Here is a 13,942-nt window from a genome sequence, read left to right on the forward strand (position 1 = left end):
ATGAATACAAACCCATCCGCTCTATTTTCAAGAGGGTACAGACTTCTTCTTCTTCTTCTTTTATTCTTTTGATTATATTCCGTAGTTATGTTCAAAATTAAGAGTGGAAGGTATTCCAAGTAGATTATCAGGAAGGATATTTATGGAAAGGCATACATACATGTTTGGATTCAATGCACGTTGGGTTTATTGTAGCGCATACTTTTAGGTAAAGAGGAGTAGCTGTTTTCATCCGAAACGGACTAAAAGGGCAGCCAAGATAGTGTCCGGCGTCTGCTGCATGCGCATAACGGGCTTCGTTTCCCTTCGCCCGCCCTTCGGGACTTATAGCACTCCGCATCCTGTAACCGGACACTTTATTTCTGCTTTCTTTTTTTCCGTTTTTTCTGGATTCAAATGGACTTTAAGGTGACAGACGACAATGGGGGCTTTAAACTCAACCATTATCATCAGAATTACGGCTATGACCTGGAAGCAAGCCTGGCCAAACATTCCATCAAGGAACTCGATACTCCCAAATACAAGGAAGATCTTTTGAACTCGCTCAAAAAAGGAAACCTGCAGTCGGTTACCTTTGTGGTCAACGGCGTGGAAAGTAAAAAGTACGTGGAAGCCAACCCGCATTTCAAGACCATCAATGTCTACGACAATAACATGCAGCGAATCAACCATCATCGTGAAAGTAAGGACCAGAAGCAGTCGGAATCACCGGAAAAGACTGTTGGTAAGGAAACCAGGCAAAATCAGGATGCGGCCGGTGACGAGCCGGAGACGGGGAAGGAAAATAAACAGCGAAAAGGAAAATCTAAGTCCCTTTAAACCATGGAAACCTTAAAACCTTTATCGGATTTCTTTTCTGCCATTGAAAAGGATTATCGCATCAGTACAACGCATATTGCAATCTATGCTGCCCTGCTTGGATATAGAGCTGATAAAGGTTTTATCAATCCAATACAGGTCTATCGGCATGAAATTACCAGAATCGCCAAAATTTCTTCCCCTTATACCTATCACAAATGCATACACGAACTGAGTGCTTACGGGTATTTGAAATATGAACCGTCATTCAAAAAAACAAAGGGGAGTAAGATTTATTTTCCTGAATAATGGAGCGTCACAAAGGATAATGTTTGGTTTTGATATTCGTAATAAGTTGCCATGAGTTAACAAATAATAGCGTTAATTTCATCAGGATTACTTTTTGCTCTACATTACTGGTCAGCGCCAGGGAATGGAATGGTTAAGTGATACTGAATTAAAAAATAAATTATGGGCAAGGCAGTAACAAAAGAAGATTTACGGCAGTTTAGTCTGCTTTTATTGGATAAAATTAGTACCCTTCTTAAGGAATCGGTTCTTGAAAAAACCGGGACGATTGATCCTGAGTGGATCAAAACCGGCAGGGTCAGAAAAATGCTGGACATATCGGCAGGTTCCGTACAGAATCTAAGGGTGACACAAAAGGTGCGGTTTAAAAAGGTTCTTGGCTCATATTACTACAATAAGGAAGATCTGCTAAAACTTTTCAAAGATGAATCAGGCTAATAGTACAACAGAAGAGCAAATCATAGATTACTTGTCTCTTTACATGGAAGATCCAAAACTTAACGTTTGGCATCTGGCCCTTTTGACAGCAATTTTAAGTTTGGGATACAGGCAGGGGGAGAGGCAGAGAATTAAAGTCAGCCGCAGTAAACTGATGAAGTTATCGCATATCAATACGCTGCCTACCTACCATAAGTATTTTAAGCAGCTGCAAGAGCTGGGTTATATACGATACAATCCGTCTTATCATCCCGGTTACAAAAGTGAAGTTACGTTATATGAAAAAAGGTTATCTCAGAATTGAGATAACCTTTTTGTTTTACACTTAGTTGTAAATGCAATTCAATCTTTAGGATGACGTAACATCATATTTCTTTTTAATTGCTTCAATTTCTTTTTCTAATCTGCTGAGAACCGCTAAATCTGATTTTGAGATTTTCGGTGTGGTTTTATTCAGTTTTTTATTCAGCAGCGACATCTCGCGTCCTATTGTTGCTTGTTCAGTTATAGCATAGGCTTCAGTCTGTTTAACAGATGCATGTCCAAGGAGCTCCTTTACAACGTTTATTGGTACATTATTGTTTAAGGTAACCGTACTTCCAAAAGTTCTTCTCGCCATATGCGTATTAAGAGTAAATGGAAAACCGCAAAGAATTGCAATCTCTTTAAGATACTCGTTCATTTTCTGGTTGGAAGAAACTGGCAGCACTGTGCCGCGCTGTACACAAAGCGGGTGATCTTTATACTTATCAATAATTTTAAGTGCCTGTGGCAGCAGCGGTACATTTGTTGTTGAATTCGTTTTCTGGCGCTCGGACATAATCCACAGGTTGCCGTCAATTCCCTTTTTTATATCTGTTCTTCTAAGCTGAAATGCATCAATATATGCCAGTCCGGTGTAACATTGGAACACAAATACATCCCTCACAACATTCAGCCTGTCTGTTGTAAAATAATGTCTTTCCAGTTCATACAATTCCTGAGTGGAAAGAGGTTTTTTTACCAGCTTGGTCTTTCTTCCTTTAAAGTTTTTAAAAGGATCTTTTAGGATTATCTCCTGGTCAATGGCACGGATTACTATTTTTTTGAAATTAGCAATGTACTTAAGTGTAGTGTTATTGCTGCAGTCACGAACTGTCCTGAGGTAAAACTCAAAGTCCTTTACAAATTCAAGATTTAAATCCGAAAATTCCATGTCATCTTTTTTAAACTTAAATTTAATAAAAGCTGATAAATGATTTTTAGTAATGGTAAAGCGTTGCAGAGTGCCTCTTGCATAACCTTTCCCTAAAAGCGCCGTCATTTGGTCGTTGTGCTTTTGAAATTCTTCAAGCACTTTAACTCTTGGCTGTACTTTGCCCAAAACATGATCCATGATTTTTTCAGCGGTTATGATTTTGCCGCTGTACATCATTTCTGTTTTGATTTCATTAATTTTTAAAGTAAGTGAGTCCAAAAAGAAGTTTAAAGACTTTGCATCTTCTTTAGATCCGACTGCCCTTTCCGTTTTTTGATCCCACCTGGAATGTTCCCATTTACGTTTGGTGGACGCTTCCTTTGTAATACCATCTACCGTAATTCTAAAGTAGACGGTTCTAATTTTTCTGTCATTGCTGGTAATTTTCATAAAGAAAACTAAGCCAAAGCTGTTCTCTAACATAATTCAACTTTTTAGATTAATAAATGTAGAATTATAGCATCAAAAAAACAAGTCGTTAACCTCCTTAATCCCCCTGTATACAAGGGTTTAGTTCAAAATCTGTGGCAGTTTTTCTTGCCAGACAAAAGTGCCACGATTCTGCCATAGAAATTTTAGGCATTTTTACAAAGTTTGAAAATTGTCTTAAAAGCAAAAAGCCTGCGAATCCTAGGATTTGCAGGCTTTACCACGTTTTTTATGGGTTTTTGAAAAGATTGAAAAACTTTCGTTTTGGCCTCTTTTACCCTTTTGGTGGGGAGAGCAGGATTCGAACCTGCGAAGTTCACACAGCAGATTTACAGTCTGCCCTCGTTGGCCGCTTGAGTATCTCCCCTCTAAGCTTTGTATTGTTGCGCTTTGTTGTTCTAAGCGGTTGCAAATATAGTAACGTTTTTCATGTTTGCAAACAAAAAATGAACTTAATTTTAAGTTATTTTAAAGTTATTTTTTAATTGATTGGTATTGAATAAAATAAAAAAATCTCCACTAGGGAGATTTTTTATTTTTATTCTGAATATCGCTCTTATTTTGCTAAAAGCTCTACAATCTTTGCTTTCAATTCTGGTCCTCTTAAGTCCTGCGCAACTACTTTTCCTGAAGCATCAAGAATAAAAGTTGCCGGAATAGATTCTACTCCATATTGTTTTGCAATTGGCTCGTCCCAGTATTTTAAATTAGAAACATGTGTCCAGGTTAGTCCATCTTTTGCGATAGCCTCTTTCCAGGCACCTTCTTCTTTATCTAAAGAAACACCAATTATATTTAAACCTTTTGAATGTAATTCTTTATAAATAGCTACAACGTTTGGATTTTCCTTTCTGCATGGTCCGCACCATGAAGCCCAAAAATCAACAATTGTAACCTTGCCTAAACTTTCCTTAAGAGAAACTACTTTTCCCTCAGGATTAGGTGCAGAAAAATCTGCTCTTCATTTAGCGCTGCCTACAGGAGGAGCTGTTGCACCAACTGAAGGCATTTTTGCCTGACCAAGTTTAGTTTTGATTTCTTTTCCAGGAGTAGTATTTTTTAAAGACTCATCTAATGAGTTGTATAAAGCTTCAGCTTTTTTTATGTCTGTAGATGGATCTCCTAACATACCCTGAATAATCAAAGCAGAAATAAAAGATTTTGGATGGCTTTCAGCGTAAGCTAAATATTTCTTTTTAGAGTCTGTTTGTACTTCAATCTGGATAGCCATAAACTCTTTCATTAAACCATTGATAGTTGCAGTATCCTGAGTTTGTTGAGCTGTTTGCATTTTTGCAGTGTTCTTTTTCTGAAAGTCAACTAATCTCTTTTGAGTTTTTGTAAGTTCAGCATTAAATGTTGTGTACTCATCATTATTGTAAGTTCCTGAGATTTTACTTTTGTGAATACTATCTTTATCAATTGCGATAGTAATTTCTCCAGTTTCTAAGATAAATGGAATTGGTCCGTTTGCACCTTGTAGAATTAATGTATGAAAAGCTGGTTCAGTTACTTTTCCTTTTATTTCAAACTTTCCGTCTTCAACTTTTACTGTATCAAGCGCAAGCGGCATTTTTGTTGTAGGATCCTGACCTTGTAGAATGATAGTTTTTCCGTTTTCGATTCCTTTTGCAGTTCCGGTAATTAGGTACTCTCCGTCTTTAACTTTGCTGCATGAAATTATCGCTACAGAAGCAGTTAGTAAAAAAAATATTTTTTTCATTATAAAAAATTAATTAGTTAATTGATTTGTGCAACAAAAGTATCTAAAAATATAAAATATAAAGAATTTTGTTGCCTAAAATTTTGTTATAGTTTTTTCATGCTTAATTCGCATGTTTTCAATGTATTTATTAGTGAAATCTCCCTTGAAGGTTTAATATTTTCCTTATAAAGAATTTAAAAACATAAAACTTTGATTTATAGGCATAAAAAAAGCATCCTTACAAAAGGATGCCTTATAGATATTTTACGATGTAAAACTATTCCTGATTTGTTTTCTTTCTCCAGGTAAAAGAGTTAAGAATGTGTCTTTTTGCAAATCTTCCAGGAGAATCTGCATTTACCATTTTCACATAAGTAGCTTTAGGAACACTGATGTATTCGTAAACACTTCCGTTAGAGAAATCAATGATTAAACGGCCATCAACAAATTTATAATCTGTAATTGAACAAGTAGAAATCGTTTCAGTATACTCAGGTAAATTTGCTTTAATCGTCTCAGGATTAATACTAACCAAAAAGTGGTAAGCCTCAATAATAGCTTTACTTTTTTCTTCTGCAGCTTTTAAACCAGCCTCATCACCTTGAAATTTATCAGGATGAGCTTCTTTCATCGCATTACGATAAATGGTTTTTAAATCTTTTAACTCTGCAGTTTTATCAACGTTTAGTAACTTACGGTATTCAACTATTTTTTTCATAAATAAAAGGTAACTTCTTGTCTATTAGTTTGAAATGGATCTTTTTTACTTCAAAACGACAAATTTTTTGCAAAGGTACACTTTTTTTTAACTTTTTAGTTTTGAAGGAAAAAATATTATAAAAAAATAAGAAGTGAGTAAGTGAAAAGATTTACCTCAAAGACGCAAAAGTTTTTTACAGATACATCGCCTATAAAATGCAAAGTTCGCAAAGCTTTATGAGCTTGCGAGCTTTGTGGTTTTTTATTCCATTTAAACTTTAAATCTGAAACAAAGAAAATAAACCCGAAACAAAAATTATTTATTCTCAGGCTTATTATTTGCCTTATCAAAGTTTTTGGATTTTTTTGGGTATTTATCGTAACTGATATCGCTTGGGTTTTCTATTACAGATTTTATTGTAATCCAGTCGCCCACTTTAAAGTTAGAATGTGCTAGTTTGTAATCTAAAAGATATTCGCCACAAAAATAATTGTTGTTTTCATCTTTTTCTATAATACCGGTATAAACTCCTTTTTGCAGCATTTTTCCGTGTGAATCATTAGACATGTTTTATAATTTTAAGATATTAATGTGGCAAAGTTACGCAATATATTGTTTGTTTTAGGGAGATCACGACAATCTCATTATATTTGCACTATGCAGAAAAACTTTAAACCCCATCCAAATTCTTTTAAAAATACATTTTGTATATTTAATGAAGTCCTGCCAAATGAAATAGAAGGTTTAAAGAAACAATTTGAAAGCAAAGCCGGCAGCAGTTATTATTACACAGAAAAAGGGATGTACAGAGTTTCAAATCACTGGGGAAGATTGGCCAACAGTAAATGGCGTCTTGTAGCACTTGAACCTGAAACAGAATCGAAAACCAAAATTGGTTTTGCGGCCTGGACTGAGTTTCATCCGGATAATGCAGAAGAAAAGCTATATTATATCGAAGCCGATTACATCAAAAATACTGTAAATTATCAACACAAAAATAATTTGCTTTATGACGGCAGGGCAATTTTAAGAACCAGTTTTGAAACTGCAAAGCGCATTAAACAAATTAGGAACCTGCAGCAATTAACGTCGTGGGCAAAATATTTTGATGAAGATATTTCTGATTTAAGAAAGCAAATTATCACAGAATTGATTTATACCGAAAAAACTTTAGACGAAATTAAAAGAGAAATATAATGGGACGCAATAACGAAAGAAATATTAAAAAGCATAATGACAAATTGCACAAAGCCCAAAATAAAGTAAAGCAGGCTGAAATTGCACGTAAGGAAAAACTAAAAGAAATTATTAAAAAGTTCAACGAAGATAAAGCACAAGAATAAAAAATAGAAAAGTTTCATGTTTCAGGTTGCTCAACTAACCTGAAACTTTAAACCTGAAACAAAAATAAAAAAGACATGAGTAAATTTGAAGATTTAAAAGTAAGAGTGCAGGAAATTATTGATTTGATAGCTGCAAAACAAGATAGAGAAGCTAATAATAAATTACTTGAAGTAAGTGAGACTTTAGATGATATGCTGGATCATGCTGAGGAAGATGAAGACCTTAGAGAAATCAGCCGTTATCAGGTTTTGCTAAATCAGCTTCATGTGAAAATCAATGGAGAAGAGCAGGTTGATGGAGAATAGCATATGTTTTTGTGATACAGGTTTGCTGTTTGATGATTGCTGCGGATTGTATCTGCGCAACAATCAAAAAGCATTGTCTGCTTTGGCATTAATGCGTTCCAGATATTCGGCTTATGCAACTCACAATGCAGATTATTTATTAGAGACAACTTATATTACAGAAAGAAAATATTATTCAAAAGCAGAAATTCTAAAATGGGCTACCAGCAATAAATGGCAAAAACTTGAGATTTTAAGTTTTACAGAAAATACGGTAGAATTTAAGGCTTATTTTCTGAATGCAGAAAATGTCCCACAAATACATTATGAATTTTCTACTTTTAAATTCGAAAACGGAACGTGGTTTTATGTAGATGGAAAGTTTGAATAATTGTTATATTTAACAGTGTTAACCTTAGGTTTTGCTTCAATATTTTAACTAAAAATTAATAAACGTTTCTTTTTTCATAATTCTAAAATAGTGTAATTTTAGGATTATGAAAAACGAATTTAAAAAAGGTTTTTATTTTAAGACATACGAAGCCCCGTTTCAGTCTCCGTTTGAAAAACTTTTTGGCATTTTCAAAGAGCTTATCACCCATACTTCGGGCGATTTTGATGAAGCAATAGACTGGCTTCGTGAGTTGGATAAAGAGTATAAACTTACCGACGAGAACTACACAATCGATGATTTTATCGAAGATTTAAAAAAGAAAGGTTACATAAAAGACGAAGCAAAAGAGGACGGAACACCAGGTTTTGGAATCACTGCTAAAACAGAACGTGCAATCAGGCAGCAGGCCTTAGATCAGATTTTCGGGAATTTAAAGCGTTCCGGAAACGGAAATCATAAAACCAAACATGCCGGAAATGGAGATGAACATACTGGCGAATTCCGTGAATTTAATTTTGGAGACGGCTTAGAAAGAATTTCCCTGACAGAAAGTTTGCGAAACGCTCAAATCAATAATGGCGTTGATGGTTTTAAACTCACCGAAAATGATTTGGTTGTAGAAGAGACACAGTACAAAGCACAAATGAGTACGGTTTTGATGATTGATATCAGTCACAGTATGATTTTGTACGGCGAGGACCGCATCACACCAGCCAAAAAAGTAGCAATGGCACTAGCTGAATTGATTACAACACGATACCCAAAAGACACGCTGGATATTTTGGTTTTTGGAAATGATGCGTGGACAATTCCAATTAAAGATTTGCCGTATTTGCAAGTTGGCCCTTATCATACCAATACAGTTGCCGGTTTGCAGCTGGCTATGGATATTTTGCGAAGAAAGCGAAATACCAACAAACAAATTTTTATGATTACCGACGGGAAACCAAGCTGCGTGCGCGAACGTGACGGTTCTTATTATATGAACAGTAACGGACTCGACGAATACATTGTAGACAAATGTTATACGCAGGCACAACAAGCCAGAAAATTACATATTCCGATAACAACATTTATGATTGCAAACGATCCTTATTTGCAGCGTTTTGTAAATCATTTTACAGAAGCCAATCAAGGGAAAGCTTTTTATACAGGGCTTAAAGGTTTGGGTGAAATGATTTTTGAAGATTATGAAACGAATAGGAAGAAGAGAGTTCGATAAATTTAAAGTTTTAAGATGCTAAGAATTTAGGTACTAAGATTTTATCATTGTCACGTTTGACACAACGCATATCGTAGACGCACAGCAATGCGTCTTCACAAAGAGATCATTATATAGGTTGTCACGCTGAGCGGAGTCGAAGCGCAATCAAAATAAAATAACAACAGATATTTCATAAAATGAAAATAGAAAGCATAAATACATTAGGTCAGTTAAAAGCCTCAGGATATAAAAGTACAAGCATCAAAGATGAATTGCGAAATAACCTTCGTGAGAAAATAAAAACCGGACAAGCGGTATTTGAAGGTGTTCACGGATTTGAAAACACTGTAATTCCAGAATTAGAAAGAGCGATTTTATCCCGCCATAATATAAATCTGCTGGGACTTCGCGGGCAGGCCAAAACACGTTTAGCGAGAAAAATGGTTGAATTGCTGGATGAATATATTCCATTTGTTACAGGTTCTGAAATTAATGATGATCCGTTGAATCCAATTTCAAGGTTTGCAAAAGATCTTATTGCCGAAAAAGGGGAGGAAACACCAATTTCGTGGCTGCACAGAAGCGAGCGTTTTTTTGAAAAACTGGCAACTCCTGATGTTACCGTTGCCGATTTAATAGGTGACGTAGACCCGATAAAAGCAGCAAATTTAAAATTATCGTATGCAGATGATCGTGTAATTCATTTTGGAATGATCCCGAGAGCAAACCGTTGTATTTTTGTAATTAATGAATTACCCGATTTGCAGGCAAGAATTCAGGTAGCGTTATTTAATATTTTGCAGGAAGGCGATATCCAGATTAGAGGTTTTAAGTTGAGAATGCCACTCGATATGCAATTTGTTTTTACTGCAAATCCAGAAGATTACACAAACAGAGGAAGCATCGTTACGCCATTAAAAGACAGGATTGGTTCTCAAATCTTAACGCATTATCCCGAAACGGTAAAAATTGCCAGAACAATTACAGAACAGGAAGCAAAATTAGATCAGGATCAAAATGATGTGGTATATATACCAGGCCTGGCCAGGGATATTTTGGAGCAAATAAGCTTTGAAGCCCGTGAAAGTGAATATATTGACAACAAAAGTGGTGTAAGTGCAAGAATGAGTATCACAGCTTTCGAAAATTTAATTAGCACCGCAGAAAGACGTGCATTATTATCAGGAGCAGATAAAACTACCTTGCGTTTATCTGATTTTATTGGGATAATTCCGGCTATTACCGGAAAAGTAGAGTTAGTTTACGAAGGAGAGCAGGAGGGAGCGGCATTTGTTGCCCAAAGTCTTATAGGATCGTCGATTCGTACATTATTTTCCGAATATTTTCCTAAGATTGAAAAACTGGAAAAAGCGGGCGAAAAAACGCCTTATACAGACTTAATTGAGTGGTTTTTTGCAGAAAGTGGTTTTGAATTACTAGACGATTGCACAGATGCAGAATATCAGGCTATATTAGACGAAGTAACTCCGCTTGACGATTTAATCAAAAAATATCAGCCTCAACTGGATAAAAAAGACCAGTATTTTATGAAAGAATTTGTTTTGTGGGGACTGGTTGAATACAAAAAACTAAGTAAAGATCGTTTTGCAAAAGGACATCAGTTTAAGGATACATACGGAAGTTACATTAGTAAATTGTAATTAATACAGACTTATTTAAGAACAACTATATATCTTACTTACAGCAAACCAAGCAGGTTTTAAAAACCTGTTTGGTTTTTTTATTTATTGAGAATAAACCAATTACCAGTTTTATTTCCTCTACCTTGCTCCGTTGACTGTATTTGCAGTTTTTCCCAAAATAAAAATGGAAAATAGTTTCGAAGATTTGATTTCGAGTTATATTGAGAATAAAGTAGGCATATCAGAGCATTTTTTAAGCCCGGAATTAGCAAATTCTTTAAAACAGAACTTACTGGATTTAAACGAGAAAAGTTTATTGCTCGCCGCAGGAATCGGAAATTCAGAAAAACTTTCTTACGATGGTGCAATCAGAAGCGATTCTATTTATTGGCTGGATAAAAAACACAACAATGTTTTTGAAAATGAGTTTTTTGCTCAAATTGATGCGTTCATTATTTATTTAAACGAAAGCTGCTATGCCGGAATTACAGGGTATGAGTTTCATTATTCCTTATACGAAACGGGTGATTTTTATCTCAAACACCTGGATCAGTTTAAAAATAATCCGGGCAGAAAATATTCTATGATCACTTATTTAAATAGTAATTGGAAAGAAGCAGATGGCGGAGAATTGATGATTCATCAGGAAAATAACAATCAAAAAATTGCGCCAACCCAGGGCAAAACCGTTTTCTTTAAAAGCAATGAATTAGTTCACGAAGTTTTGGTTACTCAAAATACCAGAATGAGCATTACCGGCTGGTTAAAGAGTAATTAAAATTATTCTTTTTGAAAGTATAAAAGAGATAAACCGTATTTTTGTGTTTAAAATTTAATTCTATGTTATTTCTTATTTTAAGTATAATCTGCAGTGTAATTGTTGGTGTAATTTTTAAAATCACACGAAAATATAATACCAATCCTATCCAAATTGTAGCTTTCAATTATGTATTTGCTCTTATATTGTGCTATGTTACTTTTAGTCCTGATATTTCTCAGGTTCATACTACAGCACCCTGGAATATTTATATTGCAATAGGAATTTTATTGCCTGTTGTTTTTCTGTTTCTTATCTCATCCATAAAACATATGGGAATCGTAAAAACAGATGCAGCACAGCGTCTCTCGTTATTTATTCCAATTTTGGCAGCATGGTTTATTTTTAAGGAAGACTTCAATTCTTATAAACTGATTGGATTGCTAATAGGGTTTGTGGCACTATTATTTATTTTAAGAAAAAATACAGGAAACACTGAGAATAAATGGATTTACCCAACAGTAGTTTTGCTTGGTTTTGGAGTAATAGATATACTTTTTAAGCAAGTTGCCCTCTACACGGCTTTGCCTTATACAACCTCTCTTTTTGTAATTTTTGATATTGCTTTGGCGGTATCATTACTCGTTGTAATTTATTATTCGGTAATTAAAAAAGTAAAATTAGAACTAAAAAATATTCTTTTTGGAGGCTTGGTAGGTCTTTTCAATTTCGGAAATATTCTTTTTTATCTAAAAGCCCACAAGGCATTTTCTGAAAATCCGTCTACTGTTTTTGCCGGAATGAATCTGGGAGTTATAGTTCTCGGAAGTCTTATCGGGTTGCTTTTTTTCAAAGAAAAACTATCCAAAACTAACTTCATTGGTATCTTTTTGGCCCTGATTGCCATAATTTTTATCGTTTTTTCTCAATTAGCATAAAAAATAATAATTCGTAAACGCTTTATTTACAGTGTATTTTGTAATAAAATTCATTTTATTTAAAATTAATTCTACTAATTCTATAGAATATATAAAGTAATTTGTAAATTTGCCTTAACAATGAAAAACTATAGCCAAAATATCGTTCCGTTTATGTGCAGCTTTGCGATGTGCTGCATGATAAGCAACGGAATGAAATGGCCTTAATAGAAAATGGACTTGTTAGTTATTTTTTTTTTAGCCTTTCATGCACCATGAAAGGCTTTTTTTAGGATTATTAAAAAAATTAAAGAGATGAGATCAAATAGAAATAGAAATATAATGATGCAATCCTGTCGGATCAAAATTCCATGTTGTGTTTGTTGCAATAATTAAGAGAATATAAAGCTCTTTTTAAAAGTGAAGGAGCAAATTAAATTATCAACCCAAACTAAAAATATATCATGAGTGCAGAATTAATTAAACAAAATCCATTTCAATCTATGATTGATCGATTTAATATTGCAGCAGACATTCTTAATCTCGAAGAATCTATAAGACAAAAATTGCAGCGTCCGGAAAAACAAATTGTAGTAAACTTTTCTATAACACTGGACAATGGAACCACGCAAAATTTTGAAGGCTACCGCGTGATTCATAATACGGCATTGGGCCCGTCAAAAGGCGGAATTCGATATGATACTTCGGTAAACCTGGACGAAGTAAAAGCATTGGCAGCCTGGATGACCTGGAAATCTGCCGTAACGGGAATTCCTTTTGGAGGTGCAAAAGGCGGAATAATTTGTGATCCCAGAAAGCATTCAAAAGCAGAACTTGAAAAAATAACCAGAGCCTACACCAAAACTTTGGCTGATATTTTTGGTCCCGACAAAGATGTTCCGGCACCGGATATGGGAACAGGCCCGGATGAAATGGGCTGGCTGATGGACGAATTTTCATTAGTTCACGGAAAAACGATTCATGCTGTTGTGACAGGAAAACATTTACATTCCGGAGGCTCTTTGGGCAGGGTAGAAGCAACAGGGCGGGGTGTTAGTATAATAAGCCTTCTGGCTCTTAATAAATTAAAAATCAGACCTGCGAGAGCTAGTGCAGCGATTCAGGGATTTGGAAATGTAGGATTGCATTCGGCTTTGTTTTTATATGAAAAAGGATTAAAGATAGTTGCTGTAAGTGATGTTTCAGAAGCATTTTATAATCCGTCAGGTTTGAATATTCCGGAACTGATTTTATATTACAACCTAAATAATAAAAGCATTAAAGGCTATCCGAATTCGGTTGCAATCAAGCATGAAAATTTATTGCTTTTGGATGTTGATGTCCTGATTCCGGCAGCAAAAGAAGATGTTATTACGAAAAAGAACGCTGCCGATATTAGAGCCAAAATTATTGTTGAAGGGGCAAACGGTCCTGTATCTTCTGATGCTGATGCAATTTTGCATGAAAACAATGTTTTAGTAATTCCGGATATTTTGGCCAACGCCGGCGGAGTAACTGTTTCTTATTTTGAATGGCTTCAGAATTCGCTTTTAGAATCATGGAGAATTCATCAGATCAATACAAGATTAGAAGATATATTAGAGAAAAGTTTTGATACTGTTTTCAGAACTGCAGCAAAATACAATGTTACACCCCGTATTGCGGCTTATATTCTTGCTTTGCAAAAAGTTGCCGATACACAATCGGTAAAAGAAGTGACATTGGATGCTGTAAAATACAAGCAGAATTAAAATTTACCCGGTATTAGATTAAAATAATTTTC

The 13,942-nt window shown here is 34.9% G+C and carries 17 protein-coding genes, 1 tRNA gene and 1 pseudogene; 13 read left to right on the forward strand and 6 right to left on the reverse strand.

Annotation, left to right across the window (positions count from 1 at the left end; translation table 11 throughout):
* The first annotated feature begins 408 nt into the window (after positions 1-408).
* From JOD96_RS08385 to JOD96_RS08400, 4 genes are all read left to right on the forward strand, one after another.
* Positions 409-819: a hypothetical protein gene (locus JOD96_RS08385; RefSeq protein ID WP_245188372.1), complete on the forward strand. Its 411-nt coding sequence runs from the start codon at positions 409-411 to the stop codon at positions 817-819.
* A gap of 3 nt (positions 820-822) precedes the next feature.
* Complete coding sequence (locus tag JOD96_RS08390; RefSeq protein ID WP_209563829.1) at positions 823-1,107, forward strand: hypothetical protein; 285 nt, start codon at positions 823-825, stop codon at positions 1,105-1,107.
* A 162-nt stretch (positions 1,108-1,269) separates the two neighbouring features.
* Positions 1,270-1,545 (forward strand): DNA-binding protein, encoded by a 276-nt coding sequence (locus tag JOD96_RS08395; protein ID WP_209563830.1) that lies wholly within the window; start codon positions 1,270-1,272, stop codon positions 1,543-1,545.
* A complete protein-coding gene (locus tag JOD96_RS08400; RefSeq protein ID WP_245188373.1) occupies positions 1,532-1,849 on the forward strand; it encodes a hypothetical protein in 318 nt (105 codons plus the stop codon). Before JOD96_RS08395 ends, JOD96_RS08400 begins: the two co-directional genes overlap by 14 nt.
* 45 nt (positions 1,850-1,894) lie before the next feature.
* Here JOD96_RS08400 and JOD96_RS08405 read toward each other — a convergent pair whose 3' ends face one another.
* From JOD96_RS08405 to JOD96_RS08430, 6 genes and pseudogenes are all read right to left on the reverse strand, one after another.
* Positions 1,895-3,205, reverse strand: a complete 1,311-nt coding sequence (locus tag JOD96_RS08405) for a site-specific integrase (protein ID WP_209563831.1) — start codon at positions 3,203-3,205, stop codon at positions 1,895-1,897.
* Positions 3,206-3,494: 289 nt separating this feature from the next.
* Positions 3,495-3,578, reverse strand: a tRNA-Tyr gene (locus JOD96_RS08410).
* A gap of 189 nt (positions 3,579-3,767) precedes the next feature.
* Positions 3,768-4,154: pseudogene (locus tag JOD96_RS22605) on the reverse strand (peroxiredoxin family protein); the annotation flags it as partial.
* A gap of 18 nt (positions 4,155-4,172) precedes the next feature.
* A complete protein-coding gene (locus JOD96_RS08420) occupies positions 4,173-4,934 on the reverse strand; it encodes a DUF4369 domain-containing protein (RefSeq protein WP_209563832.1) in 762 nt (253 codons plus the stop codon).
* A 259-nt stretch (positions 4,935-5,193) separates the two neighbouring features.
* On the reverse strand, positions 5,194-5,634 hold the full coding sequence (locus JOD96_RS08425) for a KTSC domain-containing protein (protein ID WP_209563833.1): 441 nt from the start codon (positions 5,632-5,634) through the stop codon (positions 5,194-5,196).
* Positions 5,635-5,931: 297 nt separating this feature from the next.
* Positions 5,932-6,183, reverse strand: a complete 252-nt coding sequence (locus tag JOD96_RS08430) for a hypothetical protein (protein ID WP_209563834.1) — start codon at positions 6,181-6,183, stop codon at positions 5,932-5,934.
* 90 nt (positions 6,184-6,273) lie between these two features.
* Between JOD96_RS08430 and JOD96_RS08435 the strand changes: the two genes are divergently transcribed.
* The 9 genes from JOD96_RS08435 to JOD96_RS08475 all read left to right on the forward strand — a co-directional run bounded on the left by JOD96_RS08435 (position 6,274) and on the right by JOD96_RS08475 (position 13,910).
* A complete protein-coding gene (locus JOD96_RS08435; protein ID WP_209563835.1) occupies positions 6,274-6,813 on the forward strand; it encodes a hypothetical protein in 540 nt (179 codons plus the stop codon).
* Complete coding sequence (locus JOD96_RS08440) at positions 6,813-6,959, forward strand: hypothetical protein (protein WP_089069566.1); 147 nt, start codon at positions 6,813-6,815, stop codon at positions 6,957-6,959. Before JOD96_RS08435 ends, JOD96_RS08440 begins: the two co-directional genes overlap by 1 nt.
* A gap of 75 nt (positions 6,960-7,034) precedes the next feature.
* A complete protein-coding gene (locus JOD96_RS08445; RefSeq protein WP_209563836.1) occupies positions 7,035-7,265 on the forward strand; it encodes a hypothetical protein in 231 nt (76 codons plus the stop codon).
* Complete coding sequence (locus JOD96_RS08450; protein ID WP_209563837.1) at positions 7,255-7,635, forward strand: YchJ family protein; 381 nt, start codon at positions 7,255-7,257, stop codon at positions 7,633-7,635. The genes JOD96_RS08445 and JOD96_RS08450 overlap by 11 nt, the downstream gene beginning before the upstream one ends.
* 106 nt (positions 7,636-7,741) lie before the next feature.
* A complete protein-coding gene (locus JOD96_RS08455; RefSeq protein WP_209563838.1) occupies positions 7,742-8,860 on the forward strand; it encodes a vWA domain-containing protein in 1,119 nt (372 codons plus the stop codon).
* A gap of 179 nt (positions 8,861-9,039) precedes the next feature.
* The gene (locus JOD96_RS08460; protein WP_209563839.1) at positions 9,040-10,503 is read left to right on the forward strand and encodes a magnesium chelatase; all 1,464 of its coding nucleotides are present in this window, start codon (positions 9,040-9,042) and stop codon (positions 10,501-10,503) included.
* A gap of 166 nt (positions 10,504-10,669) precedes the next feature.
* Positions 10,670-11,263 (forward strand): 2OG-Fe(II) oxygenase, encoded by a 594-nt coding sequence (locus JOD96_RS08465; RefSeq protein WP_209563840.1) that lies wholly within the window; start codon positions 10,670-10,672, stop codon positions 11,261-11,263.
* A 62-nt stretch (positions 11,264-11,325) separates the two neighbouring features.
* Positions 11,326-12,180, forward strand: a complete 855-nt coding sequence (locus JOD96_RS08470) for a DMT family transporter (protein ID WP_209563841.1) — start codon at positions 11,326-11,328, stop codon at positions 12,178-12,180.
* Positions 12,181-12,623: 443 nt separating this feature from the next.
* Positions 12,624-13,910: a Glu/Leu/Phe/Val family dehydrogenase gene (locus tag JOD96_RS08475; RefSeq protein WP_245188374.1), complete on the forward strand. Its 1,287-nt coding sequence runs from the start codon at positions 12,624-12,626 to the stop codon at positions 13,908-13,910.
* The last annotated feature ends 32 nt before the right edge of the window (positions 13,911-13,942 follow it).

This window comes from Flavobacterium sp. 1355 (assembly GCF_017833415.1).
GTDB lineage: Bacteria > Bacteroidota > Bacteroidia > Flavobacteriales > Flavobacteriaceae > Flavobacterium.

Bases quoted from the DNA above. Each gene is read 5' to 3' on its own strand.
- JOD96_RS08440 (WP_089069566.1), top strand. From the start codon at position 6,813: ATGGGACGCAATAACGAAAGAAATATTAAAAAGCATAATGACAAATTG.
- JOD96_RS08435 (WP_209563835.1), top strand. From the start codon at position 6,274: ATGCAGAAAAACTTTAAACCCCATCCAAATTCTTTTAAAAATACATTT.
- JOD96_RS08390 (WP_209563829.1), top strand. From the start codon at position 823: ATGGAAACCTTAAAACCTTTATCGGATTTCTTTTCTGCCATTGAAAAG.
- JOD96_RS08445 (WP_209563836.1), top strand. From the start codon at position 7,035: ATGAGTAAATTTGAAGATTTAAAAGTAAGAGTGCAGGAAATTATTGAT.
- JOD96_RS08430 (WP_209563834.1), bottom strand. From the start codon at position 6,183: ATGTCTAATGATTCACACGGAAAAATGCTGCAAAAAGGAGTTTATACC.
- JOD96_RS08405 (WP_209563831.1), bottom strand. From the start codon at position 3,205: ATGTTAGAGAACAGCTTTGGCTTAGTTTTCTTTATGAAAATTACCAGC.
- JOD96_RS08395 (WP_209563830.1), top strand. From the start codon at position 1,270: ATGGGCAAGGCAGTAACAAAAGAAGATTTACGGCAGTTTAGTCTGCTT.
- JOD96_RS08460 (WP_209563839.1), top strand. From the start codon at position 9,040: ATGAAAATAGAAAGCATAAATACATTAGGTCAGTTAAAAGCCTCAGGA.
- JOD96_RS08455 (WP_209563838.1), top strand. From the start codon at position 7,742: ATGAAAAACGAATTTAAAAAAGGTTTTTATTTTAAGACATACGAAGCC.
- JOD96_RS08425 (WP_209563833.1), bottom strand. From the start codon at position 5,634: ATGAAAAAAATAGTTGAATACCGTAAGTTACTAAACGTTGATAAAACT.
- JOD96_RS08420 (WP_209563832.1), bottom strand. From the start codon at position 4,934: ATGAAAAAAATATTTTTTTTACTAACTGCTTCTGTAGCGATAATTTCA.
- JOD96_RS08400 (WP_245188373.1), top strand. From the start codon at position 1,532: ATGAATCAGGCTAATAGTACAACAGAAGAGCAAATCATAGATTACTTG.
- JOD96_RS08475 (WP_245188374.1), top strand. From the start codon at position 12,624: ATGAGTGCAGAATTAATTAAACAAAATCCATTTCAATCTATGATTGAT.
- JOD96_RS08470 (WP_209563841.1), top strand. From the start codon at position 11,326: ATGTTATTTCTTATTTTAAGTATAATCTGCAGTGTAATTGTTGGTGTA.
- JOD96_RS08450 (WP_209563837.1), top strand. From the start codon at position 7,255: ATGGAGAATAGCATATGTTTTTGTGATACAGGTTTGCTGTTTGATGAT.
- JOD96_RS08465 (WP_209563840.1), top strand. From the start codon at position 10,670: ATGGAAAATAGTTTCGAAGATTTGATTTCGAGTTATATTGAGAATAAA.